Genomic DNA, 21,580 nt, shown 5'->3' on the forward strand with positions numbered 1-21,580 from the left:
GCGCGCGAGCCCGTACGGGCGCAATCCCCAAGAGAGGCGGCACGCCATGGCTGATTTCGTCGGCGCGGTGGACCAGGGGACCACCAGCACCCGATTCATGATCTTCGACCACGCGGGCAACGAGGTGGCGAGGCACCAGCTGGAGCACTCCCAGATCCTGCCCCGCTCGGGCTGGGTCGAGCACGACCCCGTGGAGATCTGGGAACGCACCAACTCGGTGATGCAGAACGCGCTCCGGCACGGAAACCTGTCCGCCGCCGACCTGGCGGCCATCGGCATCACCAACCAGCGCGAGACGACCGTCGTATGGGACCCGCGCACCGGTCGCCCCTACTACAACGCCATCGTCTGGCAGGACACCCGTACGGACTCCATCGCGGCGGCACTGGAGCGCTCGGGCCAGGGCGACGTGATCCGCCGCAAGGCGGGCCTGCCACCGGCCACTTACTTCTCCGGCGGCAAGATTCAATGGATCCTGGAGAACGTCGAGGGGGTCCGCGAAGCGGCCGAACAGGGCCACGCCCTCTTCGGGAACACCGACTGCTGGGTGTTGTGGAACCTCACCGGTGGACCCGATGGCGGTGTCCACGCCACCGACGTGACCAACGCCAGCCGCACCATGCTGATGGACCTGGAGACGCTCGACTGGGACGACGAGCTGCTCGGCTTCTTCGGGGTCCCCCGTGCCATGCTCCCCACCATCAACGCGTCCTCCCACCCGGAGGCGTTCGGACGGACCCGCACCTCCCGCCCGCTACGGGAGGCCATCCCCATCACCGGAGTCCTCGGCGACCAGCAGGCGGCCACCGTCGGACAGGTCTGCTACGCGCCCGGCGAGGCCAAGAACACCTACGGCACCGGAAACTTCCTGGTGCTCAACACCGGTACGGAAGTGGTCCGTTCCCAGCACGGCCTGCTCACCACCGTGTGCTACCAGTTCGGGGACGACCCTGCCGTCTACGCACTGGAGGGATCCATCGCCGTCACCGGCTCGGCCATCCAGTGGCTGCGGGACCAACTCAAGATCATCAGTGACGCGGCCGAGAGCGAACGCCTCGCCCGCACCGTGGAGGACAGCGGAGGCATCTACTTCGTGCCCGCCTTCTCCGGCCTCTTCGCACCGTACTGGCGCTCCGACGCCCGCGGCGCGATCGTCGGGCTGGCCCGCTACCACGACAACGGCCACTTGGCGCGGGCCGCCCTGGAAGCCATCTGCTACCAGAGCCGCGACGTGGTGGACGCCATGGAGAAGGATTCGGGCGTCCACCTCGACGTCCTCAAGGTGGACGGCGGCGTGACCGCCAACGACCTGTGCATGCAGATCCAGGCCGACGTGCTCGGCGTACCGGTCAGCCGCCCCGTCGTCGCGGAGACGACCGCGCTCGGAGCCGCGTACGCCGCCGGACTGGCCACCGGATTCTGGCGCGACACGGACGAACTGCGCACGCACTGGCAGGAGTCCAAGCGGTGGCAGCCCACATGGTCCGAAGAGCAGCGCGAGGAGGGATACGCGGGCTGGAAGAAGGCCGTCGAGCGCACGCTCGACTGGGCCACGGTCGAATGATTCCCGAGGGCGCCGCCGTGGGAGGAGGGGGCGCCCCGGGGAGCCCCGCGTCGGCGGGAGGCGGCCATGGCCAGGCCTCGGCTCTGCCCGTCGTTGCGGGGCCATGTACTGGATCTTGAGACCACGAGGAGCCCAAGGCAGGCTCATGCCGCATGATCGATGAATTCGCGAAAGACAACCTGTACGGCAGACTGCGGCGGGACCGCAAGGCACTGGTCTGGAAACTCGACGGCTTGCCGAACACGAGACGCAGCTCGACGGGGAAGCCCGCGCAGCGTACTGCGCGAAGATCGAGCAGGCCGCCAGATCGGCCGCACCACTCAAGCCTTAGAGGTCGTCTCGCGTGACGTGATGTTCGTGCGGCACGATGCCGGGCCGTGGGGTGCTGATCCGTCGAAGCGTCTGCGTCTGGTTCCTGATGAACTCCGGCAGCCGGCCGCCCCGTCGCTGCCGTCGTTCGGCGATCGCGCTGTCCGGCTTGGCGCCCACCGCTGGGATTTCTGGTGGGACTGATCCGGCACTCACTGGCGCGGGCGTTGCTAGGCCAAAGCCGCCAGGTGCCCGCGCCGCAGCTGCTCCAGCGTCACCACGGCGAACGTGTGCCGCAGCAGGCGCGCGCGGCAGGCCGGCCGCACACCCGCCGACGCCGAACCGACCCGGCGCGCCCGCGGCGTGCCCGGGGGCGCCACCACCCGGGGCCTGCGCCACCGCGCGTACCGGCACGCCGCCTGCGCCGGGGCGATGACCTGCGCCCTGCCCCAGCGCAGGTGGTCGTCCGCATCCCGCAGCACCGCGGCCGACCCGTAGGTCCAGCGCGACGAGCTGCCCTTGGCCACCGCCTGCGGAAGCCAGGACCTCGCATAGGCGCCCGACTCCGTGTCCACCACGGCACCTCGAGCACCGACAGCGCGCACTCCACGGCCGGCCTGAGCCCCGTGCGGACCATCAGCCGCGGAACGTCGCGTTGCGCGCCGCCCACCGCGCCTGGAACCCAGGCCGTGGCAGGCCCGCGCGTCGACGTTGACCGGGCGTTTCAGTGTGGTGGGTGATCGCGCTCACCGCACCGACGGAGGGTTCCTTTGGTGGTTCCTTCGGTGGCCGCCCGCCAAGTGATAATCCCCGCACAGACGTTCCGTGCTCGCTATCATTCGCGTCGTGAACTCAACTGCGGCACGGTGGCTCGTGGGTCTGGCAGGTGCCGCCGGCGCGTTCGCGGCGGCCGCCGCCGGATGGCAGGCGTTCGGCGAGGTCGGACTGGCGCAGTACTCGTTCGCCGGGGTGACCGCGTTCATCGGCGGATCACTCGCCTGGATCCAGGCCGGCGGCCCCCCGCAAGCCCCGGAGTTGCCGCGCCATCCGGTGCCGCGCGAACTTCCCCGCGACATAGCCGATTTCACCGGCCGCAGCGAGGAACTCGTGCGCATACACGCCCTACTGGGCGCGCCGGACCGGGTGACCGGTCCGCTCGTGGCCATAGCGGGCAAGGGGGGCCTGGGTAAGACGACCCTCGCGGTACGCGCGGCCCAGCGCTCGGCGTCCGAGTTTCCCGACGGGCAACTCTTCGCGAACTTACGGGGATACGACCCCCTGCCGGCCGATCCGAACGAGGTCCTCGCCGCCTTCCTGCGGTCCCTGGGCGCCGACCCGCGGGCGATACCGGACGCCGGCCCCGACCGAGAGCAGATGCTGCGCACGCTGACGGCCGGGCGACGCCTGCTCATGGTCCTGGACAACGCCAACGGGCCCGGGCAAGTACGTCCGCTCCTGCCGGGCGCCCCGGACGTCGCGGTGATCGTCACCAGCCGCAGCCCGCTGAGTACTCTCGAAGGAGCCCAGACGATCGTGCTCGACCTCCTGGAGCCCGCGGAAGCGGTCGAGTTGCTGGGCCGGGTCGCGGGCGCGGACCGGGTGACGGGCGACCCCGCCGCCGCGCTGCGGCTGGTGGCGCTGTGCGGGCACCTGCCGCTCTCCGTACGCATCGCCGGGGCCAGATTGGCCGAGCGGCCGGACATTCCCGTGGCGGACCTTGCCGACCGACTCGCAGACGAACGCGAACGGCTCGACCACCTCGAAATCGGAGACCTCGATGTCCGGTCCACCTTCATGATCAGCTACCGAGGGCTGCCGGAGGCGGAGCAGCGGGCCTTCCGCCTGCTCGGGCTCTTTCCCGGAGCCGACTTCGCGGCCTGGCCGCTCGCCGCGCTCATGGACGTCCCCCTGCGCGTCGCCGAGCGCCACATCGGCGCGCTGGTGTCGGCCCAGATGCTCGACGCCATCGGCCCCGACGAGACGGGTACCGCCCGCTACCGCCTCCACGACCTGCTCCGCGCGCTCGCCCGCGAGCAGCCCGAACCCGAGGCCCTGACGGCGACGGGCCGGCTCCTGGGCGCGTACCTCACCCTCGCGGCCGCGGCGGAGGAGCGGTTCCAGCCCGGTGAGGTGCGCAAGACCAGCACCCACCCGCGGCACGAGGTCGACGACGCCCCTCTCGACGCGCTGCTGCGCGACCCGGTCACCTGGTTCATGACCGAGCGGCACAACATCGTGGCGTGCGTGCGGCTCGCGAACGAGCGGGAACTCTGGGACGCCTCCTGGGAACTCACCCACATCGGCGCGCCGTTCTTCGAGATGCTGGCCGACTGGGACGACTGGGGGACCGCGGTCGAACTGGCCCTGGACGCGGCCCGGCGCTCGAACAACCGCTGGGCCGAGGCGATTACGCGTTTCGACACCGGCGCGCTCCGGCGCGACCTGGGTCGCCTCGACGAGGCAATGGCCCTGTGCGGCGAAGCGCTGACCGGCTACGAAGCGTCCGGCGACCAGCACGGGATGGGTGCCGTGATGCTGCTCCAAGGCATCATCCATCGCAACCGGCGTGATTGGGAGCCGGCCGCGGAGCGTCTGATGGAGGCGGCCGAGCGGTTGAGGAACGCCGGTGACCGTCGACTCACCGCCCAGGCCCTGCGGAGCCTCGCGGTCGTCCGGGACGGCCAGCGGCGCGTCGGCGAGGCGATCCCGTTGTTCCAGGAGGCGCTGGCCGAGTTCCAGAACCTCGGGGACCGGCGGGCCGAGGCGTACGCATGGCGTGGCCTCGCACAGGCCGAGCTGGACAACGGCGACGCGGACGCCGCGGGCCGTTCCTTCGGCAGGAGCCTTGACATGACCAGGCAGCTACGGGACCGCAGGGGCGAGGGCAGGGCGCTGCAGGGGCTGGGGCGAGTGAGCGCCGAAGCCGGTGCCACCGCGGCGGCACTGCGATGGTTCGCACAGGCTCGGGCGATCGCCGAGGAGATCCACGACGAGGTGCTCACCCGGGAACTGGACCGCGACGTCGCTTCCGCGAACCGGACGTAACCGGAGTCACTCGGAGGATCCACGACCTGGCCACGTTCCATCCGCGGCAAACAGGATGTGAGTGGGTGGTGCGGTGGCAGCGGTCGGTTGTCAGCGGGTGACCAGGCTCGCGTGCGACGGCTGTCTCCGCGTATAAGGAGAAGGAAGCCGGCCATGTCGACACCGGGCAGCGCGACTGCCCGCGACCCTCGCTCCGGGATGGGTGCGCGGCGCAGGGTCGGTGCCTGGCCCGCTCCGGGGCAGGACCGGACCGAACCCGGGCCCCGCGCCCGGCCCCCGTACTCCACTCGAGTACCGGGGTCGGCGTCCCTGGCTGCGCGCACGCCACGTCCAGCTCAACAAGGGCCGCCTTGTCCGCAGTGGAACGTCAGCGGGATGCCCTGAGGACAGCCGTCACTCGGCGTCAGCGCGCACGAGGTCGCCAATGCCCTCGTCGAAGCCTTTGACGAGCAGGCGGACGGCCAGCGTCACTTCCCAGGCGAACACGGGAAGGGCCGCGAGCGACCCGATCACCGAGACCTGCTCGTAGACCCCGAACAGCACGGCGGTCGCCGAGGCGCAGATCAGTGCCCCGCCGACAAGCCCGAGCATGGCGATGGACCGAGGCACGAGCCGCGAGGTGTACATCAGGGCGGCCAGCAGGAGGGTGTTGGCCCCCAGGACGAAGTTCGGCCCGAACAGGAACGTCCAGTCGTGGAACGCCACCAGGGCCTTTGCGGCCGCCACCAAGGAGGCGTCATCCGCCCCCGCCGCGCCCTCGGCCTGTTGCCTGAGCGTCACGACCGACAGCACGCTGATGATGCCGACGACGATGACGGCGGCTTCCAGCAGGCGCCCGCAGACGTAGCCGAGCGCCGCCCCTTCGTTCCTCCTCCTCAGCACCGGGTACAGGACGGCCCCGGTGCCCGTGACGGCCAGCGCGAGCACGAACTCGCACAACGCCCCCAGGAACACCCGGGTGTCGGCGCCGGGGCCGAGGACGTACCCGGTGTCGTGCAGGGCGGGGCGGTACAGCGCGAGCCCGCCGATCGCTGCGACTTCGGTGACGAGGAACAGTGCGCCCACGACGACCGCGGTTCTCCTGGTTGACCTCATGCGGAAACAGACCCCCCTCAACGGGGTGTACGGCGTACACCCGACAGCTGGCGCTCACCCTAGGTGTACGGCGTACACTCGTCAAGGCGAGACCCCGGCCCGCCGCCACCCCGCACCATCCCGAGAACGGAACAGGGAGAAACCCGCATGCCCGAGCAGCCGCAGGAACAGCGCCGGACCCCCCTGAGCCGGGACCGAGTGCTGCGCGCCGCCGTCGCCTTCGCCGACGCCGCCGGGATCGAGGCGCTGAGCATGCGCCGGCTCGCCCAGGAACTCGGCGTCGTGCCCATGGCGCTCTACAAGCACGTGGCCAACAAGGAAGAACTCCTGGACGGCATGGTGGAGGTCGTCGTCGCGGAGATCGGGGGCCAGGCTCCCGGATCCGGCTGGAAGAGCGCGGTCCGCGGACGGATCCTCGGGGCACGCGGCGCCCTCCTGGCACACACCTGGGCGGCCCAGGTGATCCGGTCCCGCACCAGTGCGACGCCGGCCGTACTGGCCTACCTGGACTCCGTGATCGGCATGTTCCGTGACGGCGGCTTCTCCCTCGACCTCACCCACCACGTGATGCACGCCCTCGGCAGCCGCGTGCTGGGCTTCACCGAGGAACTGTTCGACGACCCGGGAAGCACCGCGCCGCAGGACGAGCGGGCGCAGATGGCCGCCTACGAGGCGATGGCCCGCCGGTACCCCCATGTCACCGAGCTGGCCCGGGCGGTGGCCCACGACCGGCGGACCGTCATCGGCCAGGGCTGCGACGACCGCTTCGAGTTCGAGTTCGCGCTGGACCTTCTCCTGGACGGATTCGAACGACTCCACGCCCAGGGCTGGACGTCCAGCCCCTGAGGCGACCGGCGGCCCCACCGGGGGGCCCGATTGCCGCCCACAACGCAGGGATCGTCGGCTATGTGGCCGACATCAACACCGCGGATCCCGGAGCCAGCGCCCTTCACCCGATCGGGGATTCGGCCACCAGTGACATCCCCGCCCTGATCAGCCTGAACCTCAGGAACAGGGGCACCCTCACCATGCCCAGCGGGGGTGCCGCGGTGATCAACGACAGGAGTCCCTGGACCACACGGATTCCGGTCAGCTCGCGGAACCACAACATCGTGGCCGACCGGGGGAAGACCGACTCCGCTGCCGACATCACCGCCACGCCGACGTTCCCGGTCGGCATCGACGGGCAGGAGATCGCGGTCTGCAACGTCAGCGAGCACCCCCTGACGTTGCACGACTGCCGGAGAGGACTCCCGGGCACTCTGGGCACCGGCCTCGTGCTGGACTGCGCCCCGGGCGGCAGCATCTCCCCGGCCAGGGGGCAGATCGCGGGGTTCTGCTTCTCGTTGACCAACTTCAAGAGTGTCACGTCGGGCGTGGTGGTCGGCGGACGTCGGCCTGGGCACAGCGGACGCACGTGGTCGCAGCGGGACGGATCTCCAGGCGCTCGGGCGGAATCGGCGCGCCGCATCCTTCGCAATGCCCGTACTCGCCCCGTTCGAGCCGTTCCCATGCCCGGTCCAGTTCTTCCAGGTGCTCGCGCGCCCGCGTGATGAGGGCGGCCACGTGCGAGCGCTCGAAAGCGGTGCTGGCTCCCTCGGGGTCGTGCTCGTCGTCCACCGCGACCAGAGCGTTCGCCGCGACGATCGCGTCGAAGTCGCGACCCAGCGCGGCGATCTGGGCCAAGGTGTCGGCGCGGTCGGCCGCGAGGCGTGCGCGTATGGCGGTGGCGGATGCCGGGCCGCGCTCGCCCTGACCGGACCGAGGTGCATCGTCCATGCCTACGGGAACGCCGGTCCCCGGTCCCCGATTCCCGGCCCCCGATTCCCGGCCGTTCGGGTGGCGGGGTTCGGGCGATGAGCGAGGAGGCCGCCGACCGGGAGGGGAGGGATGTCAGCCTTGGCGGCTGGGGAGCATGGCCAGGGCCTGGGATCGCTGTGCGACGAGGTCGTCGTAGGTGCCGTCGCGCTCGGCCCAGCGGTGCATGAGGACGCCCTTCACGAGGATCTCGTGGGGGGTGGGGTCCTGCGAGAGCAGGTGCATGACCTCGGTGGCGAAGTCGTCGAGCGGCAGCGCGTGTGGGTTCACCTTCTCCTGTCCTGCCGTGGCGACGGCCGGGGGGACGAGCTCGACGACGCCGACACCGGTGCCGTCGAGTTGCGCGCGCAGTGCCTCGGAGTAGGCGTGCACCGCGGCCTTCGAGGCGGCGTAGCTGGGCATGGGCGGGAACGGCAGGAAGGCGATGCCGGAGGTGACGGTGATGAAGGTGCCGGTACCCCGCCGGATCAGGTGCGGGGTGAAGGCGTCGATGACCCGGATGGTGCCGAGCAGGTTGGTGTCGATCGTCGTTGCCGCCGCCTCGAAGTGGGCGGGGTCGCGCAGGTCCTCCAGGAGCATGACGCCCGACATCGTCACCACGGTGTCCAGCTCCGGGTACCGGGCGAGCACGGCGTCACGGACAGACGCCACGGAAGAACTGTCGGTGACGTCGATGCCGAACGTGCCGAAACCTTCGTCGGCGAGTTCGGAGAGTGCCTCCGGGCTGCGGCCACCAACGGTCACGGTGCTGCCCGCCGCAGCGAACCGCCGGGCCAGCTCTCGCCCGATACCCGAGGTTCCGCCGACGATGAGAACGGTGCGGTTGGAGAGATCCATGAGATCTTCCCTTCAGTCCAGGGCGCCGTCGGCGTTCAGGCCCGCGGCGCAGACAGTGATGCTCTCTGTCTCTTTTAAAACGTGTCACCGCAGTCTTGATGGCATTCGCCGGGTGTGGCAGGGCCCCCGTCTTCCCTGGTCCTGCCAGGGCCCCCTCAGGGACACGCGCACCGCATTACGGTGTCGGTATGAAAGACGAGGAATCCGGCAACCAGCTCGGCATCTACCTCCGTGCCCGACGCGAACTGGTCTCCCCGGCACAGGCAGGACTCCCGCCCGGGGGCAACCGCCGCGTGCCCGGCCTGCGCCGCGAGGAAGTCGCCCTGCTCGCCGGAATCAGTCCCGACTACTACCTGCGCCTGGAACGGGGCCGTGACAAGAACCCCTCACCGCAGGTTCTCGCATCACTCGCGCGCGTCCTGCGGCTCGACGACATCGAGCGGACGTATCTGCTCGGCCTCGCGGCGGCACGCCCCAGGGCGCCGCGGCGCAAGCGCCCCGAGCACGTACCGGCGCGCGTGCACGAGTTGCTCGCCCACCTTCAGATCCCTGCGTTCGTCGAAGGGCGCGCGTTCGATGTCCTGGCCTCCAACCCCATGGCCGTCGCGCTCTCCCCCCGCCTGCAGCCCGGCCAGAACCGGCTTCGTTCTCTCCTCCTTGATCCTGAGGAACAAGCCTTCCACCAGGACTGGACGAAAGCCACCGCCGATTTCATCGCCGCCCTTCGCACCACCATCGGGGACGACACCGACAACCCCCGGTTCGTCGAACTCGTCGGAGAACTCGCACTGGCCAGTCAGCGCTTCCGTACCCTGTGGGCCCGCCACGACGTCAGCAGTCTCGACGGAGGCACGACCACCGTCCACCATCCCGCCGTCGGTGAACTACGCCTCCACCGCGACAAACTCGCCATCGACGACGTCATCCTCGTCGTCTACTACCCCGACAAGGACAGCGACAGCGACGAGAAACTGCGGCTCCTCGCCGCACTCTCACACACCGATTCCGCCGGTACAGCACACGACAGACCGGCGGACGCCCCGCGCCCCACGACACCTTGACGAGCCCGCGCCGCCGCCTCGGGGAATTGCCAGGCGTGCGCCCCGCCCGGCGGCCGCGCCTCCCGGACGCTGGCCGCGGCCGCCGGGGCGCCGACATCGTCCGCGCCCATGTCGCCACCGCGCCCATGTGGCCACCGTGCCCATGTGGCCACCGTGACTATGTCGCCCCCGAGACCACGTCGCCACCGACCGGCACCCGCGCGATCCAGCAGGCCGCCGCGGGGCGATCGAGGCCGTCAAGCCGCGACGAGTTCGTCCGCGAGGAACTCCTCCACGAACTTCCGTGCCCGGCGGTCGAAATCGGTGTACTGGGCCTCCCGTTCGGCACCGGCGACCGCTTCGCCGACCAGCAGATTGCCTTCGGCGTCGAGGCGCTGCGGTCGCTCCTCCGCATCCAGGAGCAGGCCTACGGTCGAGCGGGAGAAGCCGCAGTAGTAGGCGATGCCCTCGCTCAGGCTGGCCTCGAGGACGGACTGCATCGATTCCGCGATGGGGTCGTCGGCGGTGGCGCCGCCCAGGGCCAGCCACAGCATGCGCTTACCCGCCAGGCGGGGCTTGCTGCGGCCGTAGGCGAACCCGTAGTTCCATACGCGGTCGATCCATCCCTTGAGGATGGCGGGCACACCCTGCCAGTACACCGGGAAGACGGCGATGACGACATCGGCGTCGAGGATCCGCCGCATGTGGATGTGGGTCTCGTCCGAGTACGGCTTCTCCCGGTCGCCCCAGTCCGGCTGGTCCTCCACGTTCATCCTCGGGTCGAACCCCTCGGCGTGCAGGTCGAGCAGGTCGATGCGGTAGCCGGCGGCCTCGAGCTGGTCAGTCGCGCGGCGGGCGGTATGGGCGGTGAGGGAATCGCTGCGGTGGTGCGCGACGACCACGAGGGCGGTCCTGACGTCTTTGCTGTGCTGCGGCACGGTGTCTCCCGAGGGCTTGATCTGTGCAGTGAGTCCAGTACAACCGCGGCGCTGTAGATGATCCATAGGTGAAACCCTTCAGAACATAGGAGATCGTCTACGGTTGCGCTGTGGATCCTCTGAGTGCACTGCTGAGCGGCATCCGGGCCGAGGGCTCGGTCGTCAGCCACGCCGTCCTGACGGCGCCCTGGAGCATCACCTTCACCGACGACGCTCCGCTCACCATGGTCAGCGTGCTGCACGGCGGCGGCACGCTCCTGCTGCCCGACGGCACCGAGCGCGCGATCGGCGCCGGCGACACGGCCGTCGTCCGGGGTCCCGCACGGTTCCGCCTGGCGGACGAAGCGGCCACGGTCCACCGCCCCCACACCGCGTACGAGATCAACTGCTTCACCGTGGACGCCGAGTGCACCGGCCAGGAACTCGACGGCATCCACTGGGGCACCGGCCCGGAGGCGGCGACCGCGCTGATCGTGGGCGCCTACCGTGCCTCGGGGCACCGCCACGAACGGCTCCTGCGCGCCCTGCCGCCCGTCCTGGTCATCGCCGAGGACGCCGAGGTCTGCGCCTGGCTGGAGAACGCCGCCGCCGACGCCGCCCGGCTCTCCGCGGGTTCGCAGGCGCTGATGGACCGGCTCCTCGACTGGGCTCTGGTCTGCACGCTGCGCGCCTGGTTCGACCGGGCGGGCGCGGATGCGCCCGGCTGGTACCGCGGCCTCGCCGACCCGGTCCTCGCCCCCGCCCTGCACGCCTTCCACGGGCGGCCCGCCGAAAGCTGGACGGTCGCGTCACTGGCCTCTCAAGCCGGCGTCTCCCGGGCACTGTTCGCCCGGCGCTTCTCCGCGGTGATGGGCCGCCCGCCCCTCACCTACCTCACCGAATGCCGCATGGACGACGCCGAGGCACTCCTGGCCGATACCGACCTCAGCATCGCCCAGATCGCCAAGACCGTCGGCTATGCCGACGCCTTCGGCTTCAGCACCGCCTTCAAACGCCATAAGGGCCTCAGCCCCAGCACGTTCCGCACCACGGCGGCGTGAGCCACGGCACCGCGAGAAAACATGGGCTCCGCGCTCCGGACCGCAGCACGCCGGTACGTCCGCCGCCTCGGCGACGCGCCCGTGGCCGGCAGCGACCCGTCCGAGGACCGCGAAGTCGCCAGGAGCGGGGCAGCCCAACGACCCTTGACGCCCAGGGCCCCAGACCCGTTGTCAGTACACCCTGACAAGATCACGCGTATGACCAGCAGCAACGGAACCAGCGTCCTTCTCCCGGCCAACCACCGCATCTCCGAGACGTACGCGGACTGGGCACGTACTCAGGGGCCGGGCATCGAAACCGCCGCCCGCGACACGCTGGAGCGGGCGGGCAGTAGTCGGCACCGGTCCTGGGAGAAGCCCGGTCGGTTCGTGGACGATGCGGAGCGCCTGGCCCGGGGCCTGCCGGCGGCTCACCTGCCCTGGTTCTGGGACACCATCGGGCATTGGATGCTGGAGACGCACCGCCGCTCCGCCGCCCGGGCCTACGGGCAGGCACGCGCCGCCGAACGCACCCACGGACTGCAGGTCGACCCCGACTGGCGGCGGGCGAACCTCCTGCTGTTCGCCCGGTTCGGCGCCCTGCCCGCCAGCGAACTCAGCAGTGCAGCAGCCTGGTTGAGCGGTGTCCTCGAACCGGACGACGCGCACGACGAGTTCGTCCGTTTGCTGACCGCCTGGGCGGCATCACCCGGCGAGCTTCCCGCCGACCTGGCCCGCCGGGTCCGAGACTCGGCCCGCGCGGCCGGCCTCGGCACCGAGGAGGAGGCCCGGGTGCTGGGCGGGCTGCTGGCCGCGGCCCGCGGCAAAGCCGTCCCCGACCGGTTGCTCGACGCGGCCGCCGGCCCGCTCACCGCCCACCCGCCCGCCGACGAGCAGGCCACCGCCCTCCTCGACCTGTTTCCCGAGTCGAAGAGCGACGCGGCGGCCTGGCTGCGGCTGCTCATCGCGTGCGGCGTCGCCGACGCGGCCGCGGCCGGCCGGATCACCCCGCAGGACGGCCTCGGCGACTGGCTGCGCCGGTACGCCGCCGGATACTCCCACCGCACGGTCGGCGGCGGAGGGGTGACCCGCCAGCCCATGCCCACGGAACTCTTCGACCTGGTGAGCCGGTTCGCCCCGCTGCTGCGCGCGGACGGCACCCCGGTCCGGCTGCACGAGGACCGCTACCGCTGGCCGCATCTGGACGCCGACCTGCTCGATCTCTGCCTCGCCGAGGGCGTACCCGTGCACGACCCCGGTGCCGCGATCAGCCTGGAGTTCTGGGGTGACCGCTCTCAGCGCGACCTCAAGGCGCTCGCCGCCGACCCGGTGTTCGGCCCCAGGCTGGAAGGCACCGTGCACGCCGAGCTCCGCGCCCGTGGCGGCACCGCCATCAGCCGGCTCCCGCACAACCCAGGCATCACCGCCGAGGTGCACGCCCGCGTCGAGAAGCTGCTCGAAGCCCTGCGCGGCGGCGGCCTCGCCGCCGCCGATGAGGCCGTGGACGAGCTGTACGGCCTCCTCGACCGGCCCACCGTCATCGCCCTGGACGGCATCGAGGAGGCCCTCGACGCGCTCGACCTCACCGGCCCGCTGGCCCGCGCCCTGCGGGCCGGGCTCCCCGAGGAGCTGGGCTGGCCCGCCCTGGACCAGGCCCTCGCCGAGTTCCGGTCCGACGAAACCGTGCACGTCACCTGTACCTGGCCGGTCCTCTCCGTGTACGGGGAGACCCGCGCCCTCGCCGTCGACCACGCCGGGCTGCGCGCAGAGCACACCCTGGAGCTGCCCGACGGCTCACTCGGCCACACCGTGCACTGGGTCGGCGGACAGTTCCTCGTTGCCTGGAACGAGGAGCACAAGGACAACTCCCCCCACACCGCCTACTGGTCCGACCACCCCGGCGAGAGGTTCGAACCGGAGCAGACGTACGGACTGCGCCCCTACGGCGGCAGCATCCAGGGCGGCCTCGGCTACCAGTTCGAAACCCCGGACGGTGGCGGCCGCTTCGACGGCGAACGCGTCCTGCGGGCCGGCGGCCGTGAGGGCATCGGCCACCGCGACTACCAGATGTACGACGGCCACGCCCTCTGGAGCACCACGGTGTTCAGCGAGGACCGCGGCGGCTGGAACCGCATCGACCCGGCCACCGGTGTTCCCACCGCCGACCGCACCCTGCCCGCCTTCCACGACCCCGCCGGATCCCCGCCCGGCACGAAGCCCTTCCCCGACCACCGGATCCTCGCCGTGCTGCCGCCCGGCGCCCCGCCCTCCCCGCTCGGCCAGGACGGCGCACTCACCGGCTGCCGGGTCGACTACCGCACGCCCTACGCGGGTCCCTCGCCCCGTGAGTTCGTGTTGGAGTCCGTCGACGGCCGTACCGCCTCCTACCGCAGCCGCAACTGGGGCCGTCGGCCGTGGGCAATCCTTGCCCTGCCGCTCGGCGGTGAGGACGCCGTCCTGGCCGGCGGGACCACCATCCGCTGCCACTCCGCTGCCGACAACTCGCTGCTCTGGCAGGTCCAGGGCTTCCCCGGCAGCCGCGACAGGTCGCGGAGCCGCGCCACTCTGGGCGAACTGGCCGGGCCGGTGCCGCCTCCCGCCTTCTGGCACTTCCTCACCCCCCGCGACGAGCCCTCGTCCCGTGTCCTGAGGACGGTCACCGACACCGCGGTGCGCGAGCTGCTGCACCAGGGCATCGCGAGCGCCCTGCCCGGAGTGAGCGACCCGCGGGTCCAGGAGGGCGTCGAGCGCGCCGTCAGGCTCGCCGACGATGTGCTGCGCCGGCGCCGGGAGCTGTCCCACCGGGTCGCCGTCATGCGGGCCGGACCGGTCGTCGACCTGCCCGACCCGGCGCCGGACGACCGGCTCGTCCCGGCCCTCCACGGCCTGCTGCCCCCGCTGCGCGGCTACGAGGAACGGCAGCCGCGGTCACAGCCCGCCCTCCTCACCTCGGTCGCCGCCGACGGCCGGTACCTGCGCGGCGAGATCGACGACGAGGTGCGTGTGCTCGCCCTGCCCGCGCCGCCGTCCGAGTGGGCGGTGCTGACCGGCCGGATCGATGCCGTGGCCTGGCGGGCCGTCGTCGCGACCACCCCCGACGAGCAGCGACAGGCGCTCGCGGCACTGCTCGGCGTATGGAGCCGGCAGCCGTTCGCGGAGGCCGGCAGCTCCTGGCGGACCGGCCGGGCCCCGGAGCAGCGGATCGCCGTACTGCGCGCGGACGGTTTCGCCGTGGCTTCCGGGGCGGACCGCAGTGGTCTCGCCCCCTTCCTCCAGCGAGCAGCCGATCCGGTGCCCGCCGATGCCGAGGAGTGCGTCACGCACACCGTCGCCGCTGATGACACCGCCCGGCTCCCCCGCCTGCTGGCCCTGCTCGCCGGACAGGGCCCGCTGCCGGTGCCGGAGGAGGCCGTGGACCTGTTCCGCTGGCGCACCGGGGTGCCGCGCCCGGTCGCTGCCCTGGTCCTCGACGGATTCGCCGGCAGCGACGACTACGGTGCGCACCGCAAGCTGGTCCGCTCCAAGCCGTACAAGGCGGACCAGCACACCCTCTACGCGTACGACGAGTTCCGGCGGCGGCTCGGGCCGGCCGGCCGGCGCACCGTGCTTGCCGCCGCTCTGCCCGGCGATCCGGCGGAACTCTGGGCCCCCGGCGGGGTGACCGCGGCCGCGGAACGCATGGCCGCGGCCTGGACCCGGTTGCTCGGCAGCACCCCGTACGCCGATGACGGCAGCCATGCCGCCGCCCTCGCCGCGGACCGCGGGCTCCCGGAGATCTGGGCCACGGCCCTGCTCACCGGCCGCCTCGAGAAACCTCTGGAGGCCGACGGTATGCGGGCCGTCGCCACCGCTGTCGCCTGGGCTCTCACCGAGCGCCCGGTCGCAGACCCTGTCGCGCAGGGTGCCCGCGTCCTGCTCGGCCGGCTCACGGACCTGCCCGCCGATCTGCTCGCCGCTCTGCGCAGGCTGGCGGACCGGTCCGCCACCACCCGCGTGCCACCGGGCCAGTACGAGACCAACCCGCTGTTCAGCGTCCCGGACCTGGTGGACGAGGTGGCGACGGTTCTCGGTGTCGGCCGGGACGCGGCCGCCCTCCACCTCCAGCTGCACGCTTTCGACCGCCCGGCCGACCGCACCGTCCGCCGCTGGAACTCCTGGTCAATCGATCATCACCGCACCGTTCGCAAGGAGCTGACCGCTGCGAAGGCCCCGCGCCCCACGCCCGCCGCCCCGGCAGAAGCCCCCGCTGCGGTCCCGGCGCCCGCGCACGAGCGGTTCACCCGCACCTGGGCGGACAGCGCGGCACGGCCAGGGACGAAGGCGTGAGGCTGCTGCGCACACCTCACACACATACGGCTCCACATGGCCCTCTGTGCCGGGACCATCCAGCCCGCCCCGGCCCGGCGTGCCATCGCCACCGACTGGACCACCGCCCTGACCGCCGTCGGCATCGGCCGATACCGGCGGTGCATTGACCGGGACACCCAGGCTGTCGATCGGTCGTTCGACAGCCCCGGGTTGGCTTGCCGTTTAACTCTCGGTCGTGAGTTGGTCGGCTTCCTTGTGCTCAGATTCAGGGCTTGAGTGAATGGGGCCGATGCAGGATCCGGGCACCCGATCAGGTTCCCAGGTGACTTCTGGGGCAGTCCCGTGGAACTCGCTTCCGGGTGGATCGTGGTGAAGGTGGACGTCGGGCCGGTGGGGGCGGCGGTGGGGGCGTCCTCGTCGGTGAGCCGCAGGCCGCCCAGCACGTGCAGGACCACGTGCGGCATGCTGCGTTTGAGCCGGCCGCGGCCACCCAGTCCGGAATCCGTTCCGGCGGTCGCCACGAGGCGGGCCGCTTCGGCGGCGTCCGCCGGCAGGGTGTGCGGGCGCAGGCAGGCGACCGCCCCGTGCATGAACGTACGGACACGGTCGACGCGGGCGTGGACCTCCTGCGCCCCTGGGTGACCGGCCGTCAGCCGACCGGCGGCCGTCTCGAAGTCATCGAGCCAGTTCGGCTACCAGCAGCAGCGGGGTCACGGTGATCGTGCGCCGACGCAACTCGACGTACTCCCGCACGGAGGGCTGGTAGCCCATTTCCCGCCACCGCGCCTCTTCCACGGTCGCCTCCGCGAACGACGCGTAGGACGCAGCGAAGCGCGCCCGCCACTGCGGGTCCGTCCCCGCCTTCGTGCGGCCCCACAGCTCTTCGACGGCCGCCACGACCGCGGTCCTCCCCGCCCCGCGGGCACCGGTCCCGGAGAGGACCGCCACGAGGGGCTCGAGCGTGGCGCGTACGTCGGCTGCCGAGGCGGGCTCGCGGTGGCGGTCGAAGCCATCGTCGACCAGCGTGATGAACTCCCCCCAGCACGCCAGCAGTTCCAGCTCCGCGGGGTCTGCGGACGGCACGGTGAAGGCCGCCATGCGTCCGTGCCCGGTCTTGGACAGCCGACGTGTCTGGGCCGCATCGCCCAGCAGCTGCCACCGCTGCATCCACCGTCGCATGCCCCGATCCGCGGCGTACCAGCTCGCCCCGCACGTGCCGGCCCCCGCCGGTCCGCCCGGTGCAGCCACCGCGGCGGACGAGATATCGGCGTCTGCGGTGACCAGCGGGGAAGGGTTCATGCCCTGCCCAACGACCATCGCGACCAGCAGGCATGCAACCGGCTATTCAGCGCGGCCGGTTGCGTGCGTCGACCGGGCCGCCCGAAGCTCGCGACGTGGTCCGTTCCCTCATCGGGGAACACCTCGAGGTCCCCGCAAGGTGAAGGCCGCATCGCCGGCCAGCATCCCCTGCATCGTCTCCGCCGCCCGTACGGACGCGTCGGCACAGCAGTTGTTGAACAGTACGTGGACGGAGGCGGCCTGGTCCGCCATGTCCCGCAGCCGTGGCAGCCACTCGGCCAGCTCCGCCTCGGTGTAAGTGTGGCGGTACTTCGCCTCCTTGGCGCCGGGGCCGCTGGAACCCCATGCGGGGCTCCGCCCGTGGAAACGCACCACGGCGAGGTCAGGAGAGGTGACGCACGCGACCGGAGGAACGGACGTGGGCAGTCCTTGGGCCGTGTCGACGGCCACGGTCGCGATCGCGTGCCGCGCGAGGAGGGCGGCGGTGGCTGTCCGTCGCTCCTCGCCCCACCACCCCGGATGGCGCAACTCCACGGCCAGTGGCCAGTCGGCCGCCCGTTCGGCGCACTCCTCCACCACCGCCTCGCCGCGGGCCCCGGGGGCGAGCGAGGCCGGGAACTGGAACAGCAGCGTCCCCAGCCGTCCGGCCTCGCGCAGCGGCGCGAGCGCCCCGCTGAAGCGCTCCCACACCTCCTTGCGGAGTTCGTCGTCGGCCCGCACCCAGGAGCTGCCCCCCGCCGGTCGCAGATCCGCGGGGAGGGCGGCCGTACGGGTGGGCTGGCCGGTGAGCAGTGAGAACGCCTTGACGTCGAACCGGAAGTCCGGCGGGGTCCGTTCGGTCCACAGCCGGCTGTTGCGGGCACTCGGCAGCCCGTAGTAGGTGGAGTCGACCTCCACGACGGGGAAACGGGTGGCATAGTGCCTCAGCCGCCCCTCCGCGTCCCGCCGCCCTGCCGGGTACCAACCGCCGGCGACCAGCTCCGGATCCGTCCATGAACACGCGCCCACCGATATGTCACCCATGCGTCGCCGTATACCCCGCCCTGTCGCTGGCACCGGCGAGTCGCTCCACACGGGGACGGTCGGCCAGAGCGACGGCGTACCCACCGGTGGTGTTGACGGGGACCCGTTTCGCCGGGTGGCCCGGCGTCCCGGCGGCAACCCCGCCGGGCGTTCTCGGGTTACGGCGGCCGCCCCGCACTGCCAGTTGAGCACCTCGATGTCGGTGTAGCGATCGGGGGTCAGGATGGCTCGTGCCACGTCCGGGCCCGGAGCCCGGATCTACGCCGCCGTGCCCAGCCATGTGCCGTCGTCGTCAGCCAACAGCGGACCGTACGCGGTCAACGCATCCCGGTCGGGCGGCGCCGACGAGGTCGGCAGCCTGTCCGGTGCCGAGGCCGAGCACCAGGTACCGGTTGCCGTCGGTCCGGCCGCCGGGGGAGTCCCACATGGTGTGCCCCCACCTGTTGCGCCACCGTCGTACCAGCACGTCCCGGCAGCGCCGGCTTGGTAGTTCGGCTCGTCGACAAACCCACGCCAGCCCCCTGGCGAGGTGGTCCGGCGTACGCGCAGAACCCGGGGCATGACCCTGGCCAAGGTGGGTTCGCTGACCGGCACTCGGCCGCCCAGTTATCGAGTCTAGTGCGCGGGAAGTCCGCCATGACGGACGTAACCGTGCGGCATCGCAGGATTCCCGAGAGGGCCGAATGACGCGAAACGTCTACCGCGATCTCCTCCTCGTCGTAGGGCAGGGCGAAGAACCGCACGGCGCCGAGGCGGGCCCGGAAGGCGAAGCTTGTCCCTTGGCCTTCCGGCTCGTCCGTCCAGGCGCGGAAGAGGTCGGCGGAGGCGGGATGCGCGGGATGCGCGGGATCGAGCCGAGCGCACGGGTGCTCCACCTCGGTCTCGTCGGCTACGGCACGCAGGCGTTCGAGCACCTTGATCCACTCGGCGCGCGTCGTGTCGAGGACCCGAATGTCCCTCAGGCTGCCATCGAGAGGGAAGACATCGCACATCCACGGCTCGGGCAGGTACCGCGCGCGGGTACCGCGCTCACGGGTGTGGGCGTCCTCGTGCGGCAACTCGACCCGTCCCATGGTGTTGGCCCCTCCCATGGCATCAAGGTAAGAGGTCGCCACGGTACAGAAGGCCCTGCCCAGCCGGTTCAGCGACCGGTGACCCTATGCTCCGGGGCCTGCGACGTCACAAGATCCCCTACAGGGCCGAAAGACATGCACGCTCACAAGTACTACTGGCCCGCATCATCGGGATCGTTCCAGTCGACCCAGCCGCGGTAGGCCTGTCGCACGGCGGCCGCGGCTCCCCGCGCCAGGCGCGCTCACTCCATACCGGTCAAAGCGCTGCCCCGTACGGGTGATCCTGCCCTCTCCCGACGTGCGACCCTGCCTCGGTCCGGGTATGGACGGTTCGTCCTGCCCCCCTGGAGACGGACCCGGTCCGGGCAGGACCGCTGAGTGGAGTTCAGGCCCGCGGCCACCGGCTTTCCTGGTGCGGCGGTGCCGGTACCGAGGGGACGACGATGAGAGAGCAGCACGTAGCGCTGGCGGGGAGCGAACGCCCGGCGCTGGCCGGCGCCGCCCGGTTGAGGAACGCGCCGGCCGAGGCCCCGGTGAGCGTGACCATCTCCCTGCGGGGCAAGGTGGCCGAGCCGGAGCGGATCCCGGACGAGCGGCGGGCGGATGCCGAGAAGACGAAGGCCGTGCTCGAACGGTACGGCCTGACGGTCGACGAGGTACGGCTCGAACCGGGCAGCATCGTGGCGAGCGGTCCGGTGACCGCCATGAACGCCGCCTTCCGGACGGACCTCGGTATCTACCGCAGCGCCGAGCAAGGGGAGTTCCGCGGTCGCGAGGGCGAGCTGCAGATCCCGGCCGAGCTGGCCGGAGTCGTGACCGGTGTCTTCGGGCTGGACCAGCGCCGGGTGGCCCGGCGGGCGGCCGTCCGGGGCTCGGGCTCTCGCGGGTCGCTCACGCCGGACGATCTCGAGAAGCTGTACAGCTTCCCGCCGGGCCATGGGCACGGTCAGAAGATCGGCGTTGCCGAGTTCGGCGGCGGCTACTTCGACGACGACCTGCAGGCCTTCTGCGCCGGGCACGGGCGGCCGGCCCCCCAGGTCGACGTGGTGTCGCTGGGCTTTGCTCCGCCGCGATCCCTGGAGGAGCTCCGGCAGCTGCCACCCCAGGAGCAGCAGGAGGCGGCCGGTGCCACGCCCGAGGTGATGATGGACGTACAGATCATCGCTGGCCTCTGCCCGGAGGCCACGATCTCGGTCTACTTCTCCCTGTTCGACCAGAAGGGCTGGATGGATCTCCTCGACCGGACCATCGAGGACCGGCCCGTCGCCCTCTCGGTCAGCTGGGGTCTTCCCGAGGACCACCCCGACTGGTCGCAGACCGCGCGCGACGAGATCGACAAGCGCCTCGCGGGTGCGGCGGACCGCGGGATCACCGTCTGCGTCGCCTCCGGCGACGACGGGAACGGGGACCAAATCCCGGACGGCCACTCGCACGTCGACTTCCCGAGCAGCAGCCAGCACGTGCTGAGCGTCGGCGGAACGATGATCGACCTGGCGGGCCGGGAGGTGGCCTGGTGGGAGGCGCCCGGCCGCCGGACCAGAATGGGCGGCGGTTCGAGTGGAGGTGGCGTCAGCACCCTGTTCGAGCGCCCGCAGTGGCAGCAGTCGGTCCAGGTCGACTCCCTGAACCCCGGCAGCATCAAGGGGCGGATCGTGCCCGACGTCGCGGCTCTCGCAGGCTCACCGTTCTACGACCTCACGCTCGTTGGCCGGCCCGCGCCCAACGGCGGCACCAGCGCCTCCGCCCCGCTGTGGGCCGCCCTGATCGCCCGGATCAACGCCACGCTGCCGGTGGCCAAGCAGCAGCGGTTCCTCACGCCACTGCTCTACCGGAACGGCTCCAACGGCCGGCCGCTCGGCCAGGCCGCCTGCCGCGACATCGCCACCGGCCACAGCAACAACTCGCACCCGCCGGCGGTGGGCTACCCCGTGAAGGCCGGCTTCGACGCCGTCACAGGCTGGGGGGTGCCCGACGGCAACGCCCTGCTGAAGGGACTGCAGTGAGCCGGCAGTCCGCAGGGACAGCCGCGAGCCGGTGAACGACGGCTTCCTCCGACGGGATGGCAGCCCGCCTTGCGGCTTGACGACCCGCGGCGCCCACCGTGACCCCAGGTGACCCCATAGGGGTCGGCACGGGCGGGTCGCAGCCCCGCGGCCTGTTCACACCCCCGTTCCACCGCGTCGACCGCCGGCCCAGTGTGGCCGGCGGCGTG

Annotated in this window: 15 protein-coding genes and 2 pseudogenes; 8 read left to right on the top strand and 9 right to left on the bottom strand. The window is 71.7% G+C overall.

The features are described 5' to 3' along the window. Positions 1–46 precede the first annotated feature (46 nt). Together glpK and ABT084_RS18355 are read left to right on the top strand one after the other, a co-directional pair. Entirely contained in the window at positions 47–1,564 is a 1,518-nt protein-coding gene (gene glpK / locus ABT084_RS18350) for a glycerol kinase GlpK (protein ID WP_351044635.1), read from the top strand. Positions 1,565–1,716: 152 nt separating this feature from the next. Further along, positions 1,717–1,800: pseudogene (locus ABT084_RS18355) on the top strand (type I restriction endonuclease subunit M); the annotation flags it as partial. Positions 1,801–2,103: 303 nt separating this feature from the next. Here ABT084_RS18355 and ABT084_RS18360 read toward each other — a convergent pair. Further along, positions 2,104–2,448, bottom strand: coding sequence for a hypothetical protein (locus ABT084_RS18360; RefSeq protein ID WP_351044638.1), 345 nt, complete (start codon positions 2,446–2,448; stop codon positions 2,104–2,106). Positions 2,449–2,719: 271 nt separating this feature from the next. Between ABT084_RS18360 and ABT084_RS18365 the strand changes: the two genes are divergently transcribed. After that, positions 2,720–4,918: an ATP-binding protein gene (locus ABT084_RS18365; protein ID WP_351044640.1), complete on the top strand. Its 2,199-nt coding sequence runs from the start codon at positions 2,720–2,722 to the stop codon at positions 4,916–4,918. 393 nt (positions 4,919–5,311) lie between these two features. Here the strand turns inward: ABT084_RS18365 and ABT084_RS18370 are convergent, their stop codons facing one another. Continuing rightward, entirely contained in the window at positions 5,312–5,983 is a 672-nt protein-coding gene (locus ABT084_RS18370) for a DUF4386 domain-containing protein (protein WP_351044643.1), read from the bottom strand. Positions 5,984–6,160: 177 nt separating this feature from the next. Here ABT084_RS18370 and ABT084_RS18375 point away from each other — a divergent pair, with 177 nt between their 5' ends. Further along, positions 6,161–6,859: a TetR/AcrR family transcriptional regulator gene (locus ABT084_RS18375; RefSeq protein WP_351044646.1), complete on the top strand. Its 699-nt coding sequence runs from the start codon at positions 6,161–6,163 to the stop codon at positions 6,857–6,859. A gap of 103 nt (positions 6,860–6,962) precedes the next feature. Here ABT084_RS18375 and ABT084_RS18380 read toward each other — a convergent pair whose 3' ends face one another. The 3 genes from ABT084_RS18380 to ABT084_RS18390 form a co-directional block, all read right to left on the bottom strand. Beyond that, complete coding sequence (locus ABT084_RS18380) at positions 6,963–7,382, bottom strand: hypothetical protein (protein WP_351044649.1); 420 nt, start codon at positions 7,380–7,382, stop codon at positions 6,963–6,965. Continuing rightward, positions 7,379–7,792: a TraR/DksA family transcriptional regulator gene (locus ABT084_RS18385; protein WP_351044652.1), complete on the bottom strand. Its 414-nt coding sequence runs from the start codon at positions 7,790–7,792 to the stop codon at positions 7,379–7,381. Before ABT084_RS18385 ends, ABT084_RS18380 begins: the two co-directional genes overlap by 4 nt. A gap of 114 nt (positions 7,793–7,906) precedes the next feature. Beyond that, positions 7,907–8,668 (bottom strand): SDR family oxidoreductase, encoded by a 762-nt coding sequence (locus tag ABT084_RS18390; RefSeq protein ID WP_351044654.1) that lies wholly within the window; start codon positions 8,666–8,668, stop codon positions 7,907–7,909. Between the two features lie 188 nt (positions 8,669–8,856). On the opposite strand from ABT084_RS18390, the gene ABT084_RS18395 reads away from it, so the two are divergent. Further along, on the top strand, positions 8,857–9,729 hold the full coding sequence (locus ABT084_RS18395; RefSeq protein WP_351044657.1) for a helix-turn-helix transcriptional regulator: 873 nt from the start codon (positions 8,857–8,859) through the stop codon (positions 9,727–9,729). 236 nt (positions 9,730–9,965) lie between these two features. On the opposite strand, the gene ABT084_RS18400 is transcribed toward ABT084_RS18395, so the two are convergent. After that, positions 9,966–10,646, bottom strand: coding sequence for an NAD(P)H oxidoreductase (locus tag ABT084_RS18400; RefSeq protein ID WP_351044660.1), 681 nt, complete (start codon positions 10,644–10,646; stop codon positions 9,966–9,968). 110 nt (positions 10,647–10,756) lie between these two features. On the opposite strand from ABT084_RS18400, the gene ABT084_RS18405 reads away from it, so the two are divergent. Further along, positions 10,757–11,686, top strand: coding sequence for an AraC family transcriptional regulator (locus tag ABT084_RS18405; protein WP_351044663.1), 930 nt, complete (start codon positions 10,757–10,759; stop codon positions 11,684–11,686). 198 nt (positions 11,687–11,884) lie between these two features. Continuing rightward, positions 11,885–15,991, top strand: a complete 4,107-nt coding sequence (locus ABT084_RS18410) for an amino acid adenylation domain-containing protein (RefSeq protein ID WP_351044666.1) — start codon at positions 11,885–11,887, stop codon at positions 15,989–15,991. 657 nt (positions 15,992–16,648) lie between these two features. Here ABT084_RS18410 and ABT084_RS18415 read toward each other — a convergent pair. The 3 genes and pseudogenes from ABT084_RS18415 to ABT084_RS18425 form a co-directional block, all read right to left on the bottom strand. After that, positions 16,649–17,152 (bottom strand): terpene synthase family protein, encoded by a 504-nt coding sequence (locus tag ABT084_RS18415; RefSeq protein ID WP_351044668.1) that lies wholly within the window; start codon positions 17,150–17,152, stop codon positions 16,649–16,651. Between the two features lie 228 nt (positions 17,153–17,380). Continuing rightward, complete coding sequence (locus ABT084_RS18420) at positions 17,381–18,295, bottom strand: DUF72 domain-containing protein (protein ID WP_351044768.1); 915 nt, start codon at positions 18,293–18,295, stop codon at positions 17,381–17,383. A 171-nt stretch (positions 18,296–18,466) separates the two neighbouring features. Then, positions 18,467–18,820 (bottom strand): annotated as a pseudogene (locus tag ABT084_RS18425) (YciI family protein); the annotation flags it as partial. Between the two features lie 991 nt (positions 18,821–19,811). On the opposite strand from ABT084_RS18425, the gene ABT084_RS18430 reads away from it, so the two are divergent. After that, on the top strand, positions 19,812–21,371 hold the full coding sequence (locus ABT084_RS18430) for a S53 family peptidase (RefSeq protein WP_351044671.1): 1,560 nt from the start codon (positions 19,812–19,814) through the stop codon (positions 21,369–21,371). Positions 21,372–21,580: the final 209 nt, after the last annotated feature.

The organism is Streptomyces sp. NPDC002138, from assembly GCF_040296485.1.
GTDB lineage: Bacteria > Actinomycetota > Actinomycetes > Streptomycetales > Streptomycetaceae > Streptomyces.